At 53.6% G+C, this 19961-nt stretch carries 16 protein-coding genes and 1 other annotated feature; all 16 genes read left to right on the top strand.

The annotated features are described in order from the left end of the window. Window positions 1-582: 582 nt before the first annotated feature. A complete protein-coding gene (locus tag I2G61_RS04570) occupies window positions 583-1806 on the top strand; it encodes an AsnC family transcriptional regulator (RefSeq protein ID WP_195548001.1) in 1224 nt (407 codons plus the stop codon). Then, window positions 1803-3206 (top strand): acetate--CoA ligase family protein, encoded by a 1404-nt coding sequence (locus tag I2G61_RS04565; protein ID WP_195548000.1) that lies wholly within the window; start codon window positions 1803-1805, stop codon window positions 3204-3206. Before I2G61_RS04570 ends, I2G61_RS04565 begins: the two co-directional genes overlap by 4 nt. A 288-nt stretch (window positions 3207-3494) precedes the next feature. Further along, entirely contained in the window at window positions 3495-4040 is a 546-nt protein-coding gene (locus I2G61_RS04560) for a dihydrofolate reductase family protein (RefSeq protein ID WP_195547999.1), read from the top strand. 94 nt (window positions 4041-4134) lie between these two features. Further along, complete coding sequence (locus I2G61_RS04555) at window positions 4135-5088, top strand: alpha/beta hydrolase (protein WP_195547998.1); 954 nt, start codon at window positions 4135-4137, stop codon at window positions 5086-5088. Between the two features lie 208 nt (window positions 5089-5296). Then, window positions 5297-7930 carry a pyruvate, phosphate dikinase gene (ppdK, locus tag I2G61_RS04550; RefSeq protein WP_006059200.1) on the top strand — a complete coding sequence of 878 codons (2634 nt, stop codon included), beginning with the start codon at window positions 5297-5299 and terminating at the stop codon, window positions 7928-7930. A gap of 181 nt (window positions 7931-8111) precedes the next feature. After that, window positions 8112-8942 (top strand): SDR family oxidoreductase, encoded by an 831-nt coding sequence (locus tag I2G61_RS04545; RefSeq protein WP_195547997.1) that lies wholly within the window; start codon window positions 8112-8114, stop codon window positions 8940-8942. 97 nt (window positions 8943-9039) lie between these two features. Further along, complete coding sequence (locus I2G61_RS04540) at window positions 9040-9825, top strand: aspartate dehydrogenase domain-containing protein (protein WP_195547996.1); 786 nt, start codon at window positions 9040-9042, stop codon at window positions 9823-9825. A gap of 65 nt (window positions 9826-9890) precedes the next feature. After that, a complete protein-coding gene (locus I2G61_RS04535) occupies window positions 9891-10400 on the top strand; it encodes a hypothetical protein (protein WP_039864390.1) in 510 nt (169 codons plus the stop codon). A 67-nt stretch (window positions 10401-10467) separates the two neighbouring features. Further along, on the top strand, window positions 10468-11208 hold the full coding sequence (locus I2G61_RS04530) for a hypothetical protein (protein WP_195547995.1): 741 nt from the start codon (window positions 10468-10470) through the stop codon (window positions 11206-11208). A 75-nt stretch (window positions 11209-11283) separates the two neighbouring features. Then, window positions 11284-11490: a binding site (T-box leader), on the top strand. Between the two features lie 45 nt (window positions 11491-11535). Next, on the top strand, window positions 11536-13278 hold the full coding sequence (gene thrS / locus I2G61_RS04525) for a threonine--tRNA ligase (protein ID WP_229100675.1): 1743 nt from the start codon (window positions 11536-11538) through the stop codon (window positions 13276-13278). Then, window positions 13275-14237, top strand: coding sequence for an MqnA/MqnD/SBP family protein (locus I2G61_RS04520; RefSeq protein WP_195547993.1), 963 nt, complete (start codon window positions 13275-13277; stop codon window positions 14235-14237). The genes thrS and I2G61_RS04520 overlap by 4 nt, the downstream gene beginning before the upstream one ends. A 149-nt stretch (window positions 14238-14386) precedes the next feature. After that, entirely contained in the window at window positions 14387-15823 is a 1437-nt protein-coding gene (gene pepD, locus I2G61_RS04515) for a beta-Ala-His dipeptidase (RefSeq protein ID WP_195547992.1), read from the top strand. 44 nt (window positions 15824-15867) lie between these two features. Next, window positions 15868-16632: a bifunctional 2-polyprenyl-6-hydroxyphenol methylase/3-demethylubiquinol 3-O-methyltransferase UbiG gene (locus I2G61_RS04510; protein ID WP_195547991.1), complete on the top strand. Its 765-nt coding sequence runs from the start codon at window positions 15868-15870 to the stop codon at window positions 16630-16632. A 122-nt stretch (window positions 16633-16754) separates the two neighbouring features. Continuing rightward, on the top strand, window positions 16755-17510 hold the full coding sequence (locus tag I2G61_RS04505; protein ID WP_195547990.1) for an ABC transporter permease: 756 nt from the start codon (window positions 16755-16757) through the stop codon (window positions 17508-17510). A gap of 43 nt (window positions 17511-17553) precedes the next feature. Then, entirely contained in the window at window positions 17554-18048 is a 495-nt protein-coding gene (locus I2G61_RS04500; protein ID WP_006059211.1) for an NAD(P)H-dependent oxidoreductase subunit E, read from the top strand. Between the two features lie 21 nt (window positions 18049-18069). Then, window positions 18070-19956 carry an NADH-quinone oxidoreductase subunit NuoF gene (locus I2G61_RS04495; protein WP_195396561.1) on the top strand — a complete coding sequence of 629 codons (1887 nt, stop codon included), beginning with the start codon at window positions 18070-18072 and terminating at the stop codon, window positions 19954-19956. The last annotated feature ends 5 nt before the right edge of the window (window positions 19957-19961 follow it).

Below are 19961 nucleotides of genomic sequence, written 5' to 3'. Positions count from 1 at the left end.
AAATTGAGAGCAGATACGATAGAATGAGTAATGGACATAGTGAGATTTCCTTTCTGTAATTTGTGGTGATTTTATTGTAACGGAAATTCTTACCTATGTCTCTTTTTTTATGCTCAAGAAAAAAAGGCGTTGGTTTCCACCAACACCAAAATTTATAGAACCGATTTTAAAAGCTTCGGCAGATGGCAGCGCTTTGATCGGCGATCATCACGAGGGGACAGAAACGAGAACAGGGTGTTTCTTACCTGAGCTGAAATCGGAAGAAGACAGATAGAAATCCCAAGGAGGAAAGATCTGCGGCAGAAACAAGCACGAAAAGCAAGGCAGAATCCGCAGACGCAATCCAGAATATAAGATGGAAAACAAAAAAGACTTTCTAAAATTTTTCAGAAAGTTTTACGCCTTCGGCTAGACAAAATGCGGCAAGTGTCGTTATCGCCATGGGCTTCGCGGTCACCGGCGCTTGTCTTTTGGCGAAGAGAAGACTACAATGAAATAAATGATAGCGATTACAGAAAAGCGGATTGAGATTCCGTCAAAGTCGAAAGGCTTTCAGCATACAGTGAAATGAGGTGGTATTCGATGACGGAGAAACAATATCTTTTAGGTACGGATGAACAGCAGCAATGGATGCAGGAGTACACGTTTGCCCCGCGCGGCATCGGGTTCAAAGAACCCGGCGTGCTTGGAATGGACGCGAAGGAATTCTCAGCGTTCAACGTGGCCAAATCGTTTTATCAGGTGCATCCGGAGGTTTTTAACTTAAAACTTGTGGCGGAGAAGACCGGCGTGGCGGAAAGTGAGATCGCAACCCGGCTGAAACGTATGGTCGATCGCCGGTTGATCATGTTTGTGAAGAATTCTTCCGTTTCCGCTCTGGGTTTTGGGTTGTATTACTGGATTGTGAAAATGAAAAAGGACTGCCCGCCGCAGGCAAAGACGCAGCTGGCGGAATGGATTCAGAATAAGGACGAGATCTGCACCGGTTATTTAACGGAAGGCGATTTCGATTTCTTCTGCGGCAATCACATGCGTGTGCTGGACAATCTGCTTTGCGGCGTGATTGAACCGATCCGGCGCAACCGCTGGGTCGAATCCATTCATCTCTGTCCGATCCGCCGCGACGTCCGCGAATCCCACGTCAATCTGTGGGACGCTCCGAAAGCGGATTACCGCCACTATCTGTGGTCGGACGCGCAGAAAGCCAACTTTTTAAACAGGCAGAACGAGATGGACGCTACGGACTTTGCGATCATCGACATTCTGAACAACGTGACCTCGATCGAAGATTTCTTTGATTACGAGGTGCTCGGCCAGCTGTCCGGTCTGGATCCGGCGGCGATGAAGAAGGATCTGGGCTGGATCGTTGATCATCAGCGTTATGTTGTGCCGATGTTCTATTTTAATTATCAGGCGCTGGGTCTGAACATGCATTGTTATCTGATCCGCTTGTTCCAGAATGTGACCAGCTGCCGCAAGGAACAAATTGTCGACGAGCTGACCCGGTGTCCGGAATTCAACAATATCTTCGAGTTCTCTGATGGCATTTACGACATTCTGGTGAGCGCTTATACGCAGCTGACAGATCTGGACGCCTTGCGCACAATGTTAGACGGTTACGCCGAGATCGAAGAAATCTGGGAAGCTGACAGTCCGCGGCAGTTCCGCCGTTGGACGGCGCGGCTGGATAAAGACGCGGATATGTGGGAGGAATGTATTTTTACTGATGATTTCCTGCAGGACCGCACGAGCTTGCCGATCGAACCGGCGGGGGAATGGCAGGAGAAAGGCGGTGAAGAACGATGAAGACCAACGCGATCCGCGGGTATGTTGTCGATCGGCTGCAATATGCTTTAAACCCATCCAGCGTCGCGGTCATCGGCGCCAGCCGGTGTCCGGGCAAGGTCGGCCATAAGGTCATCGACGGCTTACAGAAATGGGGCTATCAAGGAAAAATTTACCCGGTGAATCCGCGTGCGGAGAAGGTCGCGGGCTTAAAAGCTTATCCGACCCTGCGGGAGATTGAGGAGCCGGTTGATCTGGCGTTCATCGCGGTGCCGGCGCATCTGGTCAAATCGATTCTGGAAGACTGCGTAGCCAAGGAAGTAAAAATCGTCGTGATCGCGACCAGCGCTTTTAAGGAGATCGGCCGCGGCGAACTGCAGGATGAGCTGACAGAATATTGCCGGACCAACGAACTGCCGTTGATCGGACCGAACTTAGTCGGCATGGGATCGCCGGCGCTGAATTTCAACTGCGGCTTTATCCCCTATCTGCCAACGCTGGGACCGGTAGCGATGATTTCCCAATCCGGCGCCAACCTGTTGGCGGCGTTAGGCACCTCGCAGAAGGATCACTACGGCATGAGCTTCTTCGTCGGGTTAGGCAATAAGGCCGACGTCGATTTCAGCGAATTTATCGCCTATGCCGGCAAGGACGACAACACGAAGTGCATCGCCGTCTATATGGAAGGGCTGGACAGCCCGGAGGCGTTTATTGAAGCCTGTCAGTCGGTGGCCAAGCCGGTCGTCGCGATTAAGGTCGGACGCAGTCCGATCGGCGTGAAAGCGGCGTTTGCCCACACGGCCAGCGAAAACGTGAAAGATGATGCATATTATGACGAGGTCTTCGCCCAAGCCGGAGCGCTGCGGGCGACGACATGGCAGGAGTTTCTCGATGTTTCGCTGGCGCTGGGAACCCAACCGGCGCTGCGCGGCGAAAACGTCGTGATGATTACCAACGGCGGCGGTTCCGGCCTTCTGAGCTGTGACCACTTTGACCGATGCGGTCTGCCGCTGAAAGAATTAAAGGAAATCTCGCCGAATCTGGCCGGGCGCATCCGCGCGTACATGCCGATGTTCGGCTCGCCGCTCAATCCGGTCGATATTTCCGGCACCGCTTCGCCAACGCAGTACAAAGGCGCCTTCATGCAGGCGATGCGCGATCCCGCAGTCGACGGAATTCTTGGCTCGATCTGTCCGACAGCGGTGACTAACGTCGATGCGGTCGTCGACGTTGTGATCGAAGTCCACGACCGTTACCGCCGCTTAGGTAAACCGTTTATCATGGAATGCCAGGGCGGAGAGGAATGCCAGCGGGCGATCATGAAGCTGCGCGATCACGGTATCCCGGCGTATTCGACAGCGGAACAGGCGGTTAACGCGATGGTGGCGTTATATCACTATGGTCAGATGCAGAAAAAATAAATGAAAAGGGTAAAGCGAAAAGTTTGAGATCCAGCGCTTCTTTTCTTGAAAGTTTTTAATAAATGATAAAGGATGAAAGAGCCGCGGCATTTCAGAATAAAAGCTGAAATGCCGCGGTTTTTCTGTGATTTGATCGCGCAAAAACAAAAAATCGGTTAAGCTAAAGACAGAAGACAGAAGACAGAAGACAGAAGACAGAAGACAGAAGACAGAAGACAGAGATAAGGATAAAAAGAGAGAACTGAGAAAAAGAGGATAAGCGATGGCGCTTATCGGAAAGGAAAAAATATGGCAGAAAGAAAAATTATTTTAAATCTGGCGGTGAGTTTGGATGGTTATATCTGTGATCCGGAGGGTGGTTTTGCCTGGATCAGCGGTCAGGGAGACCGTCGGCTGGACACAGTTCCTCATTACGACATCGAAGCCTTCGCCAGGCAGGTTGACGTGATCGTGATGGGACGCAAAGCCTATGAGGACTGTGGGCTGGACTTTGTCGCAGAGCCGCAAACCAAGCAATTCTGGGTCGCCTCCTCCAAGCCGCTGACATTAGAGCCGCCAGCCCGGTGGATCAGCGGGGATCTGGTCGCTTCGGTGCTGGCGCTGAAAAAACAGCCGGGCAAGGATATCTGGCTATTCGGCGGAGCTGGCATAGTGGATCCGTTTATTCGGGCCGACGCCATCGACGTATACATCGTCGGGATCATTCCGATTCTGCTGGGGCAGGGGCGGCGGTTATTTCATGAAGGCTTCGCGCCGATCATGCTGCATCTGGAACAGTTCTGGATTGACGACGGTGTCGTGGTGATGCGCTATCGCCGCCGCAGTGCGCTTTAAGGAAGTGACAAAATCCGCGAACTGTCAGAGTGGGGAAAGCAAAAGATGCGGCAGGGGATGGGAAGTCATGGTATAATAGGAACGGGTGATAACCATGAAAACAAAAACGAAATTGATGATTGCGGCCGGCGCCGCCGCAGGCGCGGCTGCCAGCTATTACGGCGTCTGCGAACTGGCGTATAACCGGTTTATCCGCCGCGGTCCGAAATTCTTTGCGATGGGTCCGCAGGAAGACGCGCTGACTGAAGAACAGCGGGCGGAACGCCGGCAGCGTCAGGAAGCGGTGCAGAGCTGGTTTGCGGCCAGCCAGGTGCTGGATCTGACGCTCACTTCTTTTGACGGGCTGCGGCTGCACGCAACTCAGATTCTCAACCATCCCGACAGCGACAAGTGGATCGTGATGGCGCATGGCTATGGCGCGGACAGTCTGGCGCTTTTGCCGAGAGCGAAAACGTTTGACGAAGCCGGCTTTAACGTGCTCCTGCCGGATCTTCGCGGGCATGGGTTAAGTGAGGGAGATTATGTCGGCATGGGCTGGAATGACCGGCGCGACCTGATCGCCTGGACGGACCGCATCGCAAGCGAGCATCCGGCCAGCCAGATCGTCTTGTTCGGCCTGTCTATGGGTGCGTCTGCGGTGATGATGGCCTGCGGCGAAGAAGATCTCAGCGATCACGTCGTCTGTGCGATTGAGGACTGCGGCTATACCAGCGTGCCGGCGATTGCGGAAAAACAGGTGCGCAGTGCGTTTGGAATCGCGACTCAGCCGGTTCTGATCGGGCTGTCGACCTTGATCAAAATGCGCTGCGGCTACTCTGTTTGGGAAGCCAGCGCGGTGGAGCAGCTGCGGCAGTGCCGTGTTCCGATGTTGTTTATCCATGGCGAAGAGGACGATTTTGTCCCCTATGACATGGTGTTTGAGAATTATTACGCGTGCGCCAGCGAAAAAGAACTGTACACCGTGCCGTCAGCCGGGCATTGCGAAGCCTGCCGCAGTCCGCATTATGACGAGCGGCTGTTCCGTTTCATCCGCCGTTTCCTGCATTAAGCAGGCAGGCGACCCTCAAATTTGAAAAAAAGTTTAAATCTGAAAAAAGCCTAACAGACCAGTTCTGAAAGGCTTTTTTGTCATTTTGAGGGAATCTGGTTAGACCAAATATATGTAAACGTTTACAAAAACTATGGAAATTCCTGGTCACTTCCGCTATAATAAGTCTATGAAAGTTGGCTGGAAAATACGCCTATAAGGAGGAACAATGAGCGAAAAATATGTTTATCTTTTCTCTGAAGGAAATGGTAAAATGCGCGAACTGCTCGGCGGAAAAGGGGCAAATTTGGCAGAAATGACCAATTTGGGCATGCCGGTTCCGCAGGGCTTTACCGTTACGACGGAAGTCTGCACGCGTTACTATGAAGATGGAGAAAAAATTGCGCCGGAGATTACGGAGGAAATTAACCGCAATCTGAAAACGCTGGAAGAAATGACAGGCAAGAAGATGGGCGATAAGGAAAACCCGCTGCTGGTTTCCGTTCGTTCGGGCGCCCGCGCTTCCATGCCGGGCATGATGGATACGATCCTGAATTTGGGCATCAACGACGAAGTCGTCGAAACGATCGCGGCAAAAACGGAGAATCCGCGCTTTGCTTATGATAGTTACCGGCGTTTCATTCAGATGTTCTCGGACGTTGTCATGGGCTTGCCGAAAAGCAAGTTTGAAGTGATTATCGACGAACTCAAGGACCGTAAGGGCGTTAAGCTTGATACGGAACTGGATGCGGACGATATGAAGGAAATGACTGCGCGTTTCAAGGAATTCTACAAGGAAAACCTGAACGAGGACTTCCCGCAGGATCCGAAAGAACAGATGATCCGCGCCGTTGAAGCGGTATTCCGTTCCTGGAATAATCCGCGTGCGATTTACTACCGCAAAATGAACGATATCCCGGGTTCCTGGGGAACGGCCGTCAACGTCCAGATGATGGTGTTCGGCAACATGGGCAATACCTGCGGCACCGGCGTCGCGTTTACGCGTAACCCGGCAACCGGCGAAAATAAACTGTTCGGCGAATTCTTAATGAACGCGCAGGGCGAAGACGTCGTTGCGGGAATCCGTACACCGCAGACGATCGACGAATTAAAAGAAGTCATGCCGGATGCATACAACAGCTTCGTGGAGATCTGCGGCAAGTTGGAAAAGCATTACCGCGATATGCAGGACATGGAATTCACGATTGAAAACGGCAAGCTGTTCATGCTTCAGACCCGAAACGGCAAGCGTACCGCGGCTGCGGCGTTAAAGATTGCCTGCGATATGGTGGCGGAAGGCCTGATTACGAAAGACGAAGCGCTGATGATGGTCGAACCAAAGGCGTTGGACGCCTTGCTGCACCCGCAGTTTGATCCGGCTGAATTGAAACAGGCGCATCTGATTGCCAGCGGCCTGCCGGCTTCACCGGGAGCGGCCTGCGGACAGGTTGTCTTCAGTGCGGAAGACGCGATTACGGAAGCCAACAAGGGCAAAAAAGTCGTGCTGGTTCGTCTGGAAACCTCGCCGGAAGACATCGAAGGCATGAACGTCGCTCAGGGGATCCTGACTGTTCGCGGCGGCATGACCTCGCATGCGGCGGTTGTCGCGCGCGGCATGGGACGCTGCTGTGTCTCCGGCTGCGGTGAAATCGACATCCATGAAGAAGAAAAAACCTTTACTGTCGGCGGCCACACCTATAAAGAGGGCGACTGGATTTCGTTAGACGGTTCGACTGGCAACGTTTACGGCGAAGCCGTGAAAACAGTTCCGGCACAGATCTCCGGCGATTTCGAAACATTTATGAAATGGGCGGATGAACGCCGCGTGCTGCAGGTCAGAACGAACGCCGACACGCCGAAGGATGCGAAGCAGGCTGTCGCTTTCGGCGCTCAGGGCATTGGCTTAGTCAGAACAGAACACATGTTCTTTGATTCCAACCGCATTAAAGCAATGCGGGAAATGATTGTTTCCTCCACGGAAGAACAGCGCCGCGCCGCTTTGGCAAAACTGCTGCCGATGCAGCGTTCCGACTTTGAAGGCATCTATGAGGCGATGGAAGGCCGCCCGGTTACGATCCGTTATCTGGATCCGCCTTTACATGAATTCCTGCCGACTTCCTCGTATGACATCGCGACGCTGGCTCAGGACATGAACCTGAATATCGACGACCTCAAGAGCATCATTACTTCGCTCCATGAGTTCAACCCGATGATGGGTCACCGCGGCTGTCGTCTGGCGATCTCCTATCCGGAAATCGCAGAAATGCAGACACGCGCAGTCATTGAAGCGGCGATTAACGTCAACCGCAAGCATCCGGATTATCACATTACGCCGGAAATCATGATTCCGCTGGTTGGCGATGTCAACGAGCTGAAATATGTCAAGAATATCGTCACCAAGGTTGCGGATGAAATCATCAGCGCTTCCGGTATCGAAATGAAATACATGGTCGGTACGATGATCGAAATTCCGCGGGCTGCTCTGTTAGCGGATGAGATCGCGGAGGAAGCAGAGTTCTTCAGCTTCGGCACCAACGATTTAACGCAGATGACATTCGGCTTCTCGCGAGATGACGCCGGCGGATTCCTGTCGCATTATTACGACAAGAAAATTTACGAGCAGGACCCGTTTGCCCGTCTGGATCAGCATGGCGTCGGCAAGCTGGTTGCGATGGCGGCAGAACTGGGCCGCAAGACCCGCCCGAACATCAAGCTGGGCATCTGCGGTGAACACGGCGGCGATCCAAGCTCGATCGAATTCTGTCACCGCGTTGGACTGAACTATGTTTCCTGCAGTCCGTACCGCGTCCCGATCGCCCGCTTGGCCGCAGCGCAGGCAGCGATTAAGAATGACAAGCACTAAAATTTAAAGAGGCTCAAAAGGCAGGCTGATTTACGGCCTGCTTTTTTCTCGTTCGAAGATTAAAAACGCGATGTTCAAAAAATTCAGCCCTTTGAAAAAAAGAAAAAACACAAGGGCAGGGAGTTCGCTTTCTCTTTAGAAAACGTTTATAATAAAAGCAAGGAAAGATGGTGATTGAAGTATGAAAAGTATTTGTGTGATCAGCGGCGGCGGCAGCGGCATGGGTTTGGAAGCAGCGAAGATTTTAGGCCGGAAACATAAAATCATTCTGATGGGAAGAACGGTGGCTAAACTGGAAAATGCCGTTAAACAGCTGAGTGATGTGGGAATCGAGGCCGAGGCTTACCCGGCTGATGCCAGTCATCGCGAATCTGTCAGAAAATTGGCGGCGTATGCGGCGCAGCTGGGTGAGGTTAAAGTGCTGATCCATGCCGCAGGCGTTTCTCCGCATATGACAGATGCGCAGAAAATCTTCGAGATCAACGCGATTGGAACGATGAACATGGATGAGGAATTCGTGAAAATCATGCCGGAAGGCAGCTGTATCCTCAATGTTTCCAGCATGTCGGCGTACATGCTTCCGGCGGATAAGGTGCCAAAACAGATATATAAGCTGAGTCTGAGCGATGCGGAGGCCTTCCGTCTGGCAGTGAATCAGATGCTCAGCCAAGTTCCGCTGGAGCAGCAGACCGGGACAGCCTATACCCTTTCCAAAAACTTTGTTCTCTGGTATACTGCGCGGATGGCTGTGAAGTTTGGCAAGCAGGGAATTCGGATCGTCTCAATTTCGCCGGGTACCTTTAAGACACCGATGGGTGAAATTGAAGGCAAGGAAGCCGCTTCCTTCGCAGAGCGCGGTGCTTTAGGCCGGATGGGCGAACCGGAAGAAATCGCGAAGATGATGGCGTTTATGGTCAGTGATGAATGTTCCTACCTGACCGGCGTCGATATTCTGTATGACGGCGGTTCTGTTGCCGCGCTGCAGGCGATGAAGGAAGATCGCGCTCAGTAACAACCAATAAAGATGATTTCAGCGTGAGGCTGGAGCCGGCGTTCTGAAAAAGACGTTGCTTGCTTCAGCTTTTCAGTACGGAGAAGAGGAGAAAAACATGAAAACAAAATTTGCGATTTTAGGGGCTGGCAAGCTGGGCAGCATTGTGGCCCGGGCCTGGAAAGCCGGCAAGATGCCGGAATATGAGCTGGTCGGCATTCTCAGCCGGACGGCGGACTCCGCTCATGCCCTGGCGGCGGAGGTCGGCGTGGCCTGGACAACTCAACTGGAAGAGCTGCTGAGGTGGAAACCGCAGATCGTCGCGGAAGCCGCTTCCGTCGAGGCGGTGAAAGCCAATGCGATCGCGGTTTTACAAGGCGGAGCGGATTTCGTCACGCTGGCGATTGGGGCGTTTGCGGACGCTGATTTTTATGAAGAAGTGCAGGCGGTCGCGCGCGCGGCCGGCCGCAAGGTTTACATCGCTTCCGGCGCGATCGGGGGCTTTGATTTAATGCGCACGGCAGCTGTGATGAGTCCGATCGAAGCGTCCATTACTTCCGAGACCGGACCACAGTATCTGCGCACAACGCCGGTCTATCGTGAAGAAATGGCGGCCAGCGAAACGACGCTGACCGCTTTTGAAGGCACTGCTAAGGAAGCGATCGCTTTGCTTCCCCGCCGGGTGAACGTCGCCGTTGCCACGTCGCTGGCCACCAACGGGCCGGAGCATACCGGTGTGAAGATCGAAAGTACGCCGGGCTTTATCGGTGATACCCATACGATCCGGGTGGAAGGTGAGGAAATCAAGGCGGAAATTGCGATCTATTCCCGCACCAGCGCGATCGCCGGATACAGCGTTGTGGCTTTGCTCAACAACATCGCTTCCCCGATTCAGTTCCAGTAGTTTTTCCTTCCCGGCAGGTATAAATCGGAAAAAAACGCCGAGAATACTGGCAGGAGGAATTAATGATGAAAAAAACAATTCTGCGGTACGCTGCGGTCTGCTTGGGATTTGCTTTGATTTTGGGCGGCTGCAGCAGAAACAACAATTCAGCCACACCCACGCCGTCGATGACCCCTTCGGCCTCGCCGGAAAGCTCAATGACACCGACGGAAACGGTAGAACCGATTGCCAGCATTCAGGATGTTCTGGATCACTTCCAGAATAACAATTACACCTTCAACCAGGTGACACCGATTGAAAATACAGATTTCAACGCGCTGGAAGGCACCTCGTTTCAATACAACGATCAGGTCTATTACCTTTATCGTTTTGATCCGGCCAACGAGGAAAGTCAGAAAATGCTGAACTATGCGAGTCAGAACGGCCGGATGAAGGTCAACGCTAACGGTCAGGAAACCGAATACTATGCATATGTCAACGGCAATACAGCTTTGATCTACGACAGTAAGGAAATGATCGAAGACCTGAAGGAAATCTATTCGCAATACCGCAATTCCACAACGCAGGGTCAATAAGACTCTGCCTTTTCTTTCCCGTGATATAATGAAAGCAGAAAGCAGAAAGCAGAAGGCAGGGATGACGATGCGCAGAAAAGGAAGCTTTATCGTCGCATTGCTTGCGATGATGGTGATGCTGAGCGCTTGCGGCTGGCTGGATCAGCTGTGGATTCTGGCCAAGACGAGCCGGGCGCTGACGACGATGGAATCCGTGACCGCAGACATCACGATTGAGGCTGAAGGCAAGGCTGGCAACCGCTATCTATGGCTGCCCTATCATGTTGCCGGACAGGGTGTGCTGCAGGGACGGATGGAAGAACCCGCAGTCAATCTGGATTTGCGCTGGCAGGGCGGCAGCGGCGTGCTTCAGATTCCGCTGCATGTTCAAGCTCAATGGTGCTGGCAAGAGGACCGCTGGCAAAAATATGATCTGAATCAGAAACAATGGGTTGATCAGCCGGGGGCCGAACCAGCCTTGCCGGATTGGAAAGCCATTCTGGCTGTTTTGAAAGCCGGCCGCTGGTCGATGCAGGAAACGATCGGGAACGTCCGCTGTGCCGAGGTCAGTCTGACGCTGGATGCAGTTACGGCCGCAGCTTATTTCAAAGAATGGGGTCTGGAAGATCCGATTGCCGCGATGATCGAAAGTCAAAAAACGCTGACTGTTCGGTTCGCGGTAAAGGAGGAAACCGGGGAACCCGTCCGCTTAACGCTGGACAGCGGCGGAACGGAGGAGCTTTCCGGCGATTTGTCGATGACGCTGGATCAGCTGCATATCCAGGCTGATTTTTCACAGATCGACCAAACGACCTGGGTGCAGCCTTAAATCTGTTCATCGTTCTGAATTTCTGGAAAAAATTCATTTCCATTGACAAGGCAGGAAAACCGGTGTATAAAAGAGGTACATACAAAGACCAGGACATGATCGTTTCAGAACTTGGATCAGAGAGGTTTCCGGAAGGTGCGAGGAAGCTGAAAAGGGAAATGGTTACCGCCTGCGAGTATCGCTTTTGAAAAAGCGACGATTCTCATCGTTATTGAGCTTGAGTGCCTGTTTCATGGAAGAAACAGGAAATAAGGTGGTACCGCGTTGAACAACGTCCTTAATCAGGGGCGTTTTTTTGTGGTCTTAGAAAAACAGGAGGAAGGAACTATGATCAACATTAAAGAAGACGAGCATCTGCATGTGCTCAACCACAGCTGTGCGCATTTGTTGGCGCAGGCTGTCAAACATCTGTATCCGCACGCAAAATTCTGGGTTGGACCGGTCATTACCGACGGCTTTTACTACGACATCGACTTGGGCGACGATGTGCTGCATGAGGAAGATCTGGCGAAGATTGAAAAAGAAATGAAGAAGATCGCCAAGGACGGCAAGCGTATTGTCCGGCATGAAATCTCGAAAGCGGAAGCGCTGGAGATGTTTAAGGACGATCCGTACAAGCTCGATCTGATCGGGCACATGGACGAGGACGATACGGTGATCAGCTGCTACTCCCAGGGGGATTTTACCGATCTGTGCCGAGGCCCGCACGTTGAGAGCGTCAAGGAGCTGAAGCATTTCAAGCTGCTGAAAGTCAGCGGCGCGTACTGGAAGGGCGATGCCAACAACAAGATGCTGCAGCGGGTTTACGGCATCTGCTTCGATACCGACGAGGAAGTTCAGAACTATCTGAATTTCCTGGAAGAAGCGAAGAAGCGCGATCACAAGAAATTAGGCCGCGAGCTGGATCTGTTTATGATGAGCGAGTATGGCCCGGGGTTCCCGTTCTTTTTACCGAACGGCATGATCCTGCGCAATGTGTTGGAAAACTACTGGTACGAAGAACACACTAAGGAAGGCTATCAGTTCATCAAGACGCCGATCATGCTTTCCAAGGAATTGTGGGAGCTGAGCGGACACTGGGCAAATTACAAGGAAAACATGTATACGACGATGATCGACGACCGCGAGTTCGCGATCAAGCCGATGAACTGTCCGGGCGGAATGCTTGTGTATAAAAACGGCCTGCATTCCTATAAGGATCTGCCGCTGCGCGTCGGCGAGCTGGGACAGGTCCACCGTCACGAAGCCAGCGGCGCCTTAAACGGATTGTTCCGCGTCAGAACGTTCACTCAGGACGACGCGCATATCTTCATGCGCGAGGATCAGATCGAGAGCGAAGTAGTCCGGCTGATCAACTTCATCGACCGTGTGTATTCGGTGTTTGGCTTAAGCTATGAAATCGAGCTGTCGACACGGCCGGAAAAGAAATATATCGGATCGATTGAAATCTGGGATAAAGCGGAGGCGGCGCTGGAAGCGGCGTGTCATGCAGCGGGCAAGGCCTGCAAGATCAATCCGGGCGACGGTGCGTTCTACGGACCGAAGCTGGACTTCCATTTAACGGACAGCCTGGGACGGGTCTGGCAGTGCGGCACGATCCAGCTGGATATGAATCTGCCGGAACGCTTTGATCTGACATATGTCGACGCGGACGGTTCCAAGAAACGTCCGATCATGCTGCACCGCGTTATCTTTGGCTCGATCGAGCGCTTTATCGGCATTCTGATCGAACATTACGCCGGTGCTTTCCCGATGTGGCTGGCGCCGCAGCAGGTCGTCATCGTTCCAGTGCATCATGAACGGCATCTGGACTATGCGAAAGAATTGGAAGCGATGTTGTTGGCCAAGGGCGTGCGCGTGAAGGTCGACGGCCGCAACGAAAAGCTGGGCTACCGCGTTCGTGAAGCGCAGACGCATAAGATTCCGATGCAGATTGTCGTCGGCGACGGTGAGGTTGAAAACAACACGGCGACGGTTCGCCGGTATGGCAAGAAAGACTCCGTTACAATCAGCAAAGAGGAACTGCTGGAAAGCATCCTCAACGAAATTGAAACGAAGGCGCGCGTATGAAGAAATGGCTTTGTTTCCTCAGCGTTCTTGCGCTGACGGCAGGGTGCGCCGCCAATCCTAAAACACCGGAAGCAACTCCGGAAACATCGCCGGAGCCGACTGTGGAAACCACGCCGGTTTCCTTGTCGATCCTGGGTCCGACCGGAGCTCCGGCGCTGGCCTTGATCGCGCCGATGAAGGCGGGACAGGATGTGACGCTTGTCGACGGTACGGATGTGCTGCAGGCCGCGTTCGTCAATCCGAATCCGGAATATGACGTGATCGTCGCGCCGAGCAATCTGGGTGCGAAGCTGGCCGCCAATGGCAAAACAACCTACCGGATGGAAAGTATCTTAACCTGGGGAAATCTGTATCTGGTCGCGGCGGATGAAGCGGCCTTGGAAAACGCGGGTGTCTTTGCGGCTTTCGGCGAGGGTGCGGTGCCGGGTAAGGTGCTGGAAACCGTTTTGCAGGCTAATCCGGTTACGCCGGAAATCACCTGGTATGCCAGTGTGGCGGAAGTCCAGGGCGCTATGCTGGCAGGGAAAGCCGACGTAGCGCTGATGGCGGAGCCGGCGGCGACGGCGACAATCGCCAAAGCGAAGGAGAACGGTCAGGAACTGAAGATCGTCATGGATCTGCAGGAACAATGGAAAACGGCTACCGGAACCCAGGGCTATCCGCAGGCGGCGCTGTTTGTCCGTCAGGATCTGCCGGAAGAAAAGAAAGCAGCCGTTGAAACCATGCTGCAGTCGATGCGCGATTATCTGGCGCAGGCGGAACAGGATTCGTCGATCGTTGAAGCGGATATTGAAACACTGGGTGCTCAGACGCTGGGCGTGCCTGGCGGCGCTGTGATCGCTAAGACATGGACGCGGATGAATCTCAACATCGTTAACGCACAGGAAGTCCAGAGCGAACTGGAATCCTTCCTCACGCTGTTTGAGATTACGGAACTCGCGGGCATACTGGCGGAATAAAACAAAAGATTCACTGAGAGAAGGTCAAGCCGGCCTTCTTTTTTTTGGATTGTAAAAATTTTGTTAAGAAAAGAAATAATTTTCAGAATGTGTTGAAAACGAATGAAAACAAGCGATATAATAGAAATCAGAGAAAGGGTGGTACACCAATGACGATGGACTTAAACGAACGGATTTTTTATTACTTTAACGAACTGACAAAGATCCCGCACGGTTCCCGCAACGAAAAACAGCTGAGCGACTGGCTCGTTCAATTTGCGAAGGATCATGGCCTGCGCTGGATTCAGGATGAGATGAACAACGTCATCATTTATAAAGCCGGCACCATTGGTCTGGAAAAGGCAGGCGCGGTGATTCTGCAGGCGCATATGGACATGGTCTGCGAGAAGGAAGCGGGCGTGGATTTTGACTTTGAAACGCAGGCGTTGAATACTTATGTGGAGGACGGCTGGCTGAAAGCCCGCGGCACGACGCTGGGGGCGGACGACGGCGTGGGTGTCGCGATGATGCTGGCGCTTCTGGAAGCGGATCAGAAACCGCATCCGCCGCTGGAATGCGTGTTCACAGTGATGGAAGAGATCGGCCTGAATGGCGCGCAAGGGTTAAAGAAAGACTATTTTACGGCGAAACGGATGATCAACATGGACTGCGGCGGCGAAGATAAAACCGTGGTTTCCACCGCGGGCGGGTTAGTCTGTACGATGACGATGGTGCGACCGCAGGAAAAATTGGAAGGCATCGGCTGGAAATTGACGGTTTCCGGACTGAAAGGCGGACATTCCGGTTCCAATATCGACAAGGAGCTGGGCAATGCGAACAAAATCGCGGTTCGCTGTCTGCGGGAGCTGGTCAAAAATGAGCTGGGGGTCTGGATCGCGGATTGGGACGGCGGCAATAAGGACAACGCGATTCCGCGCGATTGCTGGATTCGGTTCGCCAGCCAGGATTCGCGCAAGGTTCAGAAGTGCGTCGAGCAGGTAGCGGAACAGGTAAAGGCGGAGCTGAAGGCCAGCGATCCGGACGTTGCCATTACATTGGAAGCCGATTCTACGATCAGCGCGGTTTACTCCGCACAGGATTCGAAAGCGTTCATCAATTTCATCACCGTCCTGCCAAGCGGTCTGCGCGCCAAAAGCATGGCGATTCCGGGCCTGACCTGGGCTTCAGAAAATCTGGCCTCGATCAAGCGGCGCGGATCTAGTCTGATCGTCACAATTTCGATGCGTTCAGCGCAAAAGAGCTGGATTGAAAAAATGAGCGATGAACTAACGATCCTGGCGGGATTGTATGGCTGGACCTGCAGCTTTGCCAACGGTTATCCGGCATGGGATTATTGTGAAAAGAGCGCGATGCGGCAGAAGCTGGCGGCCCTGGTTCAACAGAAAACCGGGAAGGAATTAAAAACGGAAGCCGGCCATGGCGGCACGGAATGCGGCGTGTTCTGCGAGATGATTCCGGGGATTGATATCGTGACGATCGTACCGGAAGCCAGCGGCGCGCATACACCGCAGGAAAAGCTGAACCTGGCGTCATTTAAACGGACATACGACCTGCTTTGCGAGCTGTTGGCGAGCCTGGAAGATTAATGCTTTATTCTGATTAGTTTTTGCTTGGCAAGGGGGGGATGCGTATGGATCTGGATCTGATTTACGATTATTTTGACGAGGAACGTCGCTTAACCGCGACGCCGGCCCGAAGCATTGAACTGTTGACGACGAGAATGCAGATTGCGAAAGTGCTGAAACCGGGTATGCGGATTCTGGATGTAGGAGCTGGAAGCGGAGCCTACAGTCTGGCTTATGCCCAGGAGGGCTATGCGGTCACCGCGGTGGAACCCGTAAAAAAGCACTGTGCGCTCATGAAGGCGAAACGCCGGCCGGCCATGGATCTGACGATCCTGGAAGGCAATGCCCTCGATCTGACGATGCTGGAAGCCGCTTCGTTCGACGTCGTCCTGTGTTTGGGACCGCTCTATCATCTTGCGCATGAAGCACAGCGGACACGCTGTCTTGAACAGGTGCTGCGCGCGCTGAAACCTGGCGGATCCGCATTCTTCGCTTTTATCAATAACGATATGGTGTTCATAACGGAAGCGATGGTCTACAATCCGGATTTTCTGGACAACGGCCGGTATGACCGCAGCACGTTTAAGGTGGCGGATATCCCGTTTGTTTTTCTGACGCTGGATCAGGTCCTCCGCTGGCTGGCTACGCTTGGCTGGAAACCGGCTCAGGTTTTTGCCGCGGACGGCATGGCCGAGCTGCTGGCGGACAAAGTGAACGCACTGAGCGCCGAACAGTTTCAGCAATGGCTTGCGTTTCACTGGGCGATGTGCGAGAAGCCGGCGATGCTGGGCGCGAGTAATCATGTTGTTTTCAGGCTGGATAAAGTGTGAAAAATATCGCAAAAGGGCGGAGCTGACCGCCTTTTTTGTGCATGGATTCGCAAGGTCGGGAAAGGGCGAAAAATGGGAAATAAAGATAGCGTTTTCATTCAGACTGATGATATAATAAATCCATGAGAAAACAGCGAGCCGGTTTGAAAAAAGAACAGTTCCTTACGATCGTGATCCTGATGATCCTCTGGCAGCTGCTGGCGCTGAGCGTCAATAACGACATTTTGATCCCGATGCCTCTGGACGTGGCGCGGCGGATGCTTGCGGATGTATCGCAGCCGGCTTTCTACGCGCAGACGCTGAGCACTCTGGGGCGGATGCTCAAAGGCTTTGGAATTTCGCTGATCCTCGCGTTGGTCTGCGGGTTTGCGGCGGCGACGCAGCCGGTGATCCGGCGCTTGATCGAACCGCTCGAGGTGATCGTCAAAACGATTCCCAATTTGTCCTACATTATGATTTTCCTGATCTGGCTGGGCAGCGAAGGCAGCGTCATGGTTACCAGCTTCTGCGTGCTGTTCCCGGTCTTTTATACAGCGGTTTTGTTAAGCCAGGATCTATTGGACAGCGAGCTGCAGGATGTGCTGCGATGCTACCCGGAAAGATCTGTGTCTGTTTTCTGGAAAGTACGTCTTCCGCAGGCTTTGCCGCATCTGTTGGCGGCGATGAAAACCGGCTTCGGCTTAGGTTTGCGGGTCTGCGTCATGGCGGAGGTGCTGACGCAGGTGAGAGTTGGAATCGGCCGGCAGATGTCGTATGCGGCGCGGATCGCGCTGGATATGACGGGTCTGTTCGCCTGGACGCTGTGGATTATTCTGATCAGCGCGGCGGCGGACGGCTTGTTCAGCTGGCTGCAGAAAAAGGTTGAATCATCCCTGTGATGTTTTCAATATAGAAACCCAAATAACACGTGGAGGTGAAAGGATGGGGAAACTCAACGAACAGTCGGTGCAGGTCATTGATCGGATCGTCGATCGGCATCGCGGCCGGCCGGGACCGGTGAAGCTGATGCTGCACGACGTCCAGAAAGAGCTGGGCTATATTCCGTTTGAAGCAATGGAGAAAATTGCCGCAGCGTCAGGCGTTTCAGCCGCCGAGGTGTATGGCGTCGTCACGTTCTATACGCAGTTTACGACCGAACCGAAGGGCAAGCATGTCATCAATGTGTGCATGGGCACAGCCTGTTATGTCAAAGGATCGGCGGATTTACTGCAGCGGATTTGCGATCTGACCGGTACGAAGGTCAATCAGACAAGCGCCGACGGTCTGTTTTCGCTCGATGCAACGCGCTGCCTGGGGGCATGCGGATTAGCGCCGGTAGCGATTCTGGACGATCAGGTATATGGCAACGCGACCAGCTCCACCGCGCTGGAGGACCGGATCAAAGCGATCATTAAAACCGAGTCCGGCGTTCAGTAAAAGAAGAAAGAGGAGAAGCACATGAAATCATGGAATGAACTTCGCGAACTCCGGGCGAGCGCGGCGAAGGAAATCGCATTGCGCAATCCGGGAGCTTCGGCCGCTGCGGGGCCGGAACGGCTGCATGTTTTAGTCTGTGCCGGCACCGGCTGCACATCGTCATCTTCGGCGTTGATCATGGAGCAGATGCAGCAGCAGTTAACCGCCCGCGGTCTGGATCAGGAAGTCCGCGTCATCAAGACCGGCTGTTTCGGTCTGTGCCAGAAAGGTCCGATCGTTGCGGTCTATCCCGATAAAATTTTCTACTGTCATGTCAAACCGGACGATGTCGGCGAGATCATCGAACAGCACTTCATCGGCGGGCAGCCGGTAAAACGGCTGGAGATGAACGACATTGACGAAATCACGCAGGAAAAGATCTTTGATATCGACAAGATCCGCTTCTATGCCAAGCAGCAGCGGATCGCGTTGAAAAACTGCGGTCAGCTCGATCCGGAGAATATCCGCGAATATATCGCCCGCGACGGCTATGAAGCGCTGGCGAAAGCGCTGCATGAAATGCAGCCGCAGGAAGTAATCGACGAAATTAAGAAATCCGGCCTGCGCGGCCGCGGCGGCGGGGGCTTCCCGACCGGTGTGAAATGGCAGTTTGCGGCAGATCAGCCGGCGGGCGACAAGTATGTTATCTGCAACGCCGACGAAGGCGATCCGGGCGCGTTTATGGATCGTTCGATTTTGGAAGGCGATCCGCATGCCGTCTTGGAAGCAATGGCGATCGCGGGCTATGCGATCGGCGCCCAGCAGGGTTATGTGTATATCCGCGCGGAATACCCGATCGCGGTGAAACGCTTGCAGATTGCGATCGAACAGGCGAAGGAACTCGGTCTGTTCGGTGAGCATATTTTAGGTACGGACTTCAGCTTTGATATCGAGATCCGCCTGGGCGCGGGCGCGTTTGTCTGCGGTGAGGAAACCGCGCTGATCCAGTCGATCGAAGGCAAGCGCGGCATGCCGGTGCCGAAGCCGCCGTTCCCGGCGGTCAGCGGCGTCTGGGGCAAGCCGACGATTATCAACAACGTCGAAACCTATGCCAATGTGGCGCAGATCATCCTGAAGGGCTCCGGCTGGTTCAATGCGATCGGCACGGAGAAATCCAAGGGTACCAAGGTCTTTGCGTTAGGCGGTAAAATCGTCAACACCGGACTGGTTGAGATTCCGATGGGCACGACGCTGCGCGAGGTGATTTATGAAATCGGCGGCGGCTGCCCGAACGGCAAGAAGTTCAAAGCGGTGCAGACCGGCGGCCCAAGCGGCGGCTGTTTGACCGTCGAGGATTTGGATACGCCGATTGACTTTGACAATCTGATCGCTTTGGGCTCGATGATGGGGTCCGGCGGAATGATCGTTTTGGATGAGGACAACTGCATGGTCGACGTCGCGCGCTTCTACATGGAGTTTATTGTTGACGAATCGTGCGGCAAATGTACGCCGTGCCGCGTCGGCACCAAGCGCATGCTGGAACTGCTGACGGATATCTGCGAAGGCCGTGGAACGATGGAAACGCTGGACGAGCTGGAAACGCTGGGCAAGATGATCAAAGATACCGCATTGTGCGGTTTAGGTCAGACCGCTGCCAATCCGGTGCTGTCGACGCTGCGCTTATTCCGCGACGAATATGAAGCGCACGTCAAAGAAAAACGCTGCCCGGCCGGTGTCTGCAAGAAGCTGCTGCATTACTCGATCGATCCGGAGAAGTGCCGCAAATGTTCGATGTGTGCCCGCAACTGTCCGGTCGGCGCGATCAGCGGCGTTCCGGGCCAGAAACCATATGTGATCGACCACGACAAGTGCATCAAGTGCGGCGCTTGTATGGAGACCTGCCGCTTCGGTGCGGTCAAGCGCGATTAAGGAGG

The organism is Holdemania sp. 1001095H_141210_F2, from assembly GCF_015558105.1.
Taxonomy (GTDB): Bacteria; Bacillota_I; Bacilli_A; order Erysipelotrichales; family Erysipelotrichaceae; genus Holdemania.
Note: the sequence above shows the minus strand (reverse complement) of the source record. Positions and strands in the feature narration are given on the sequence as shown.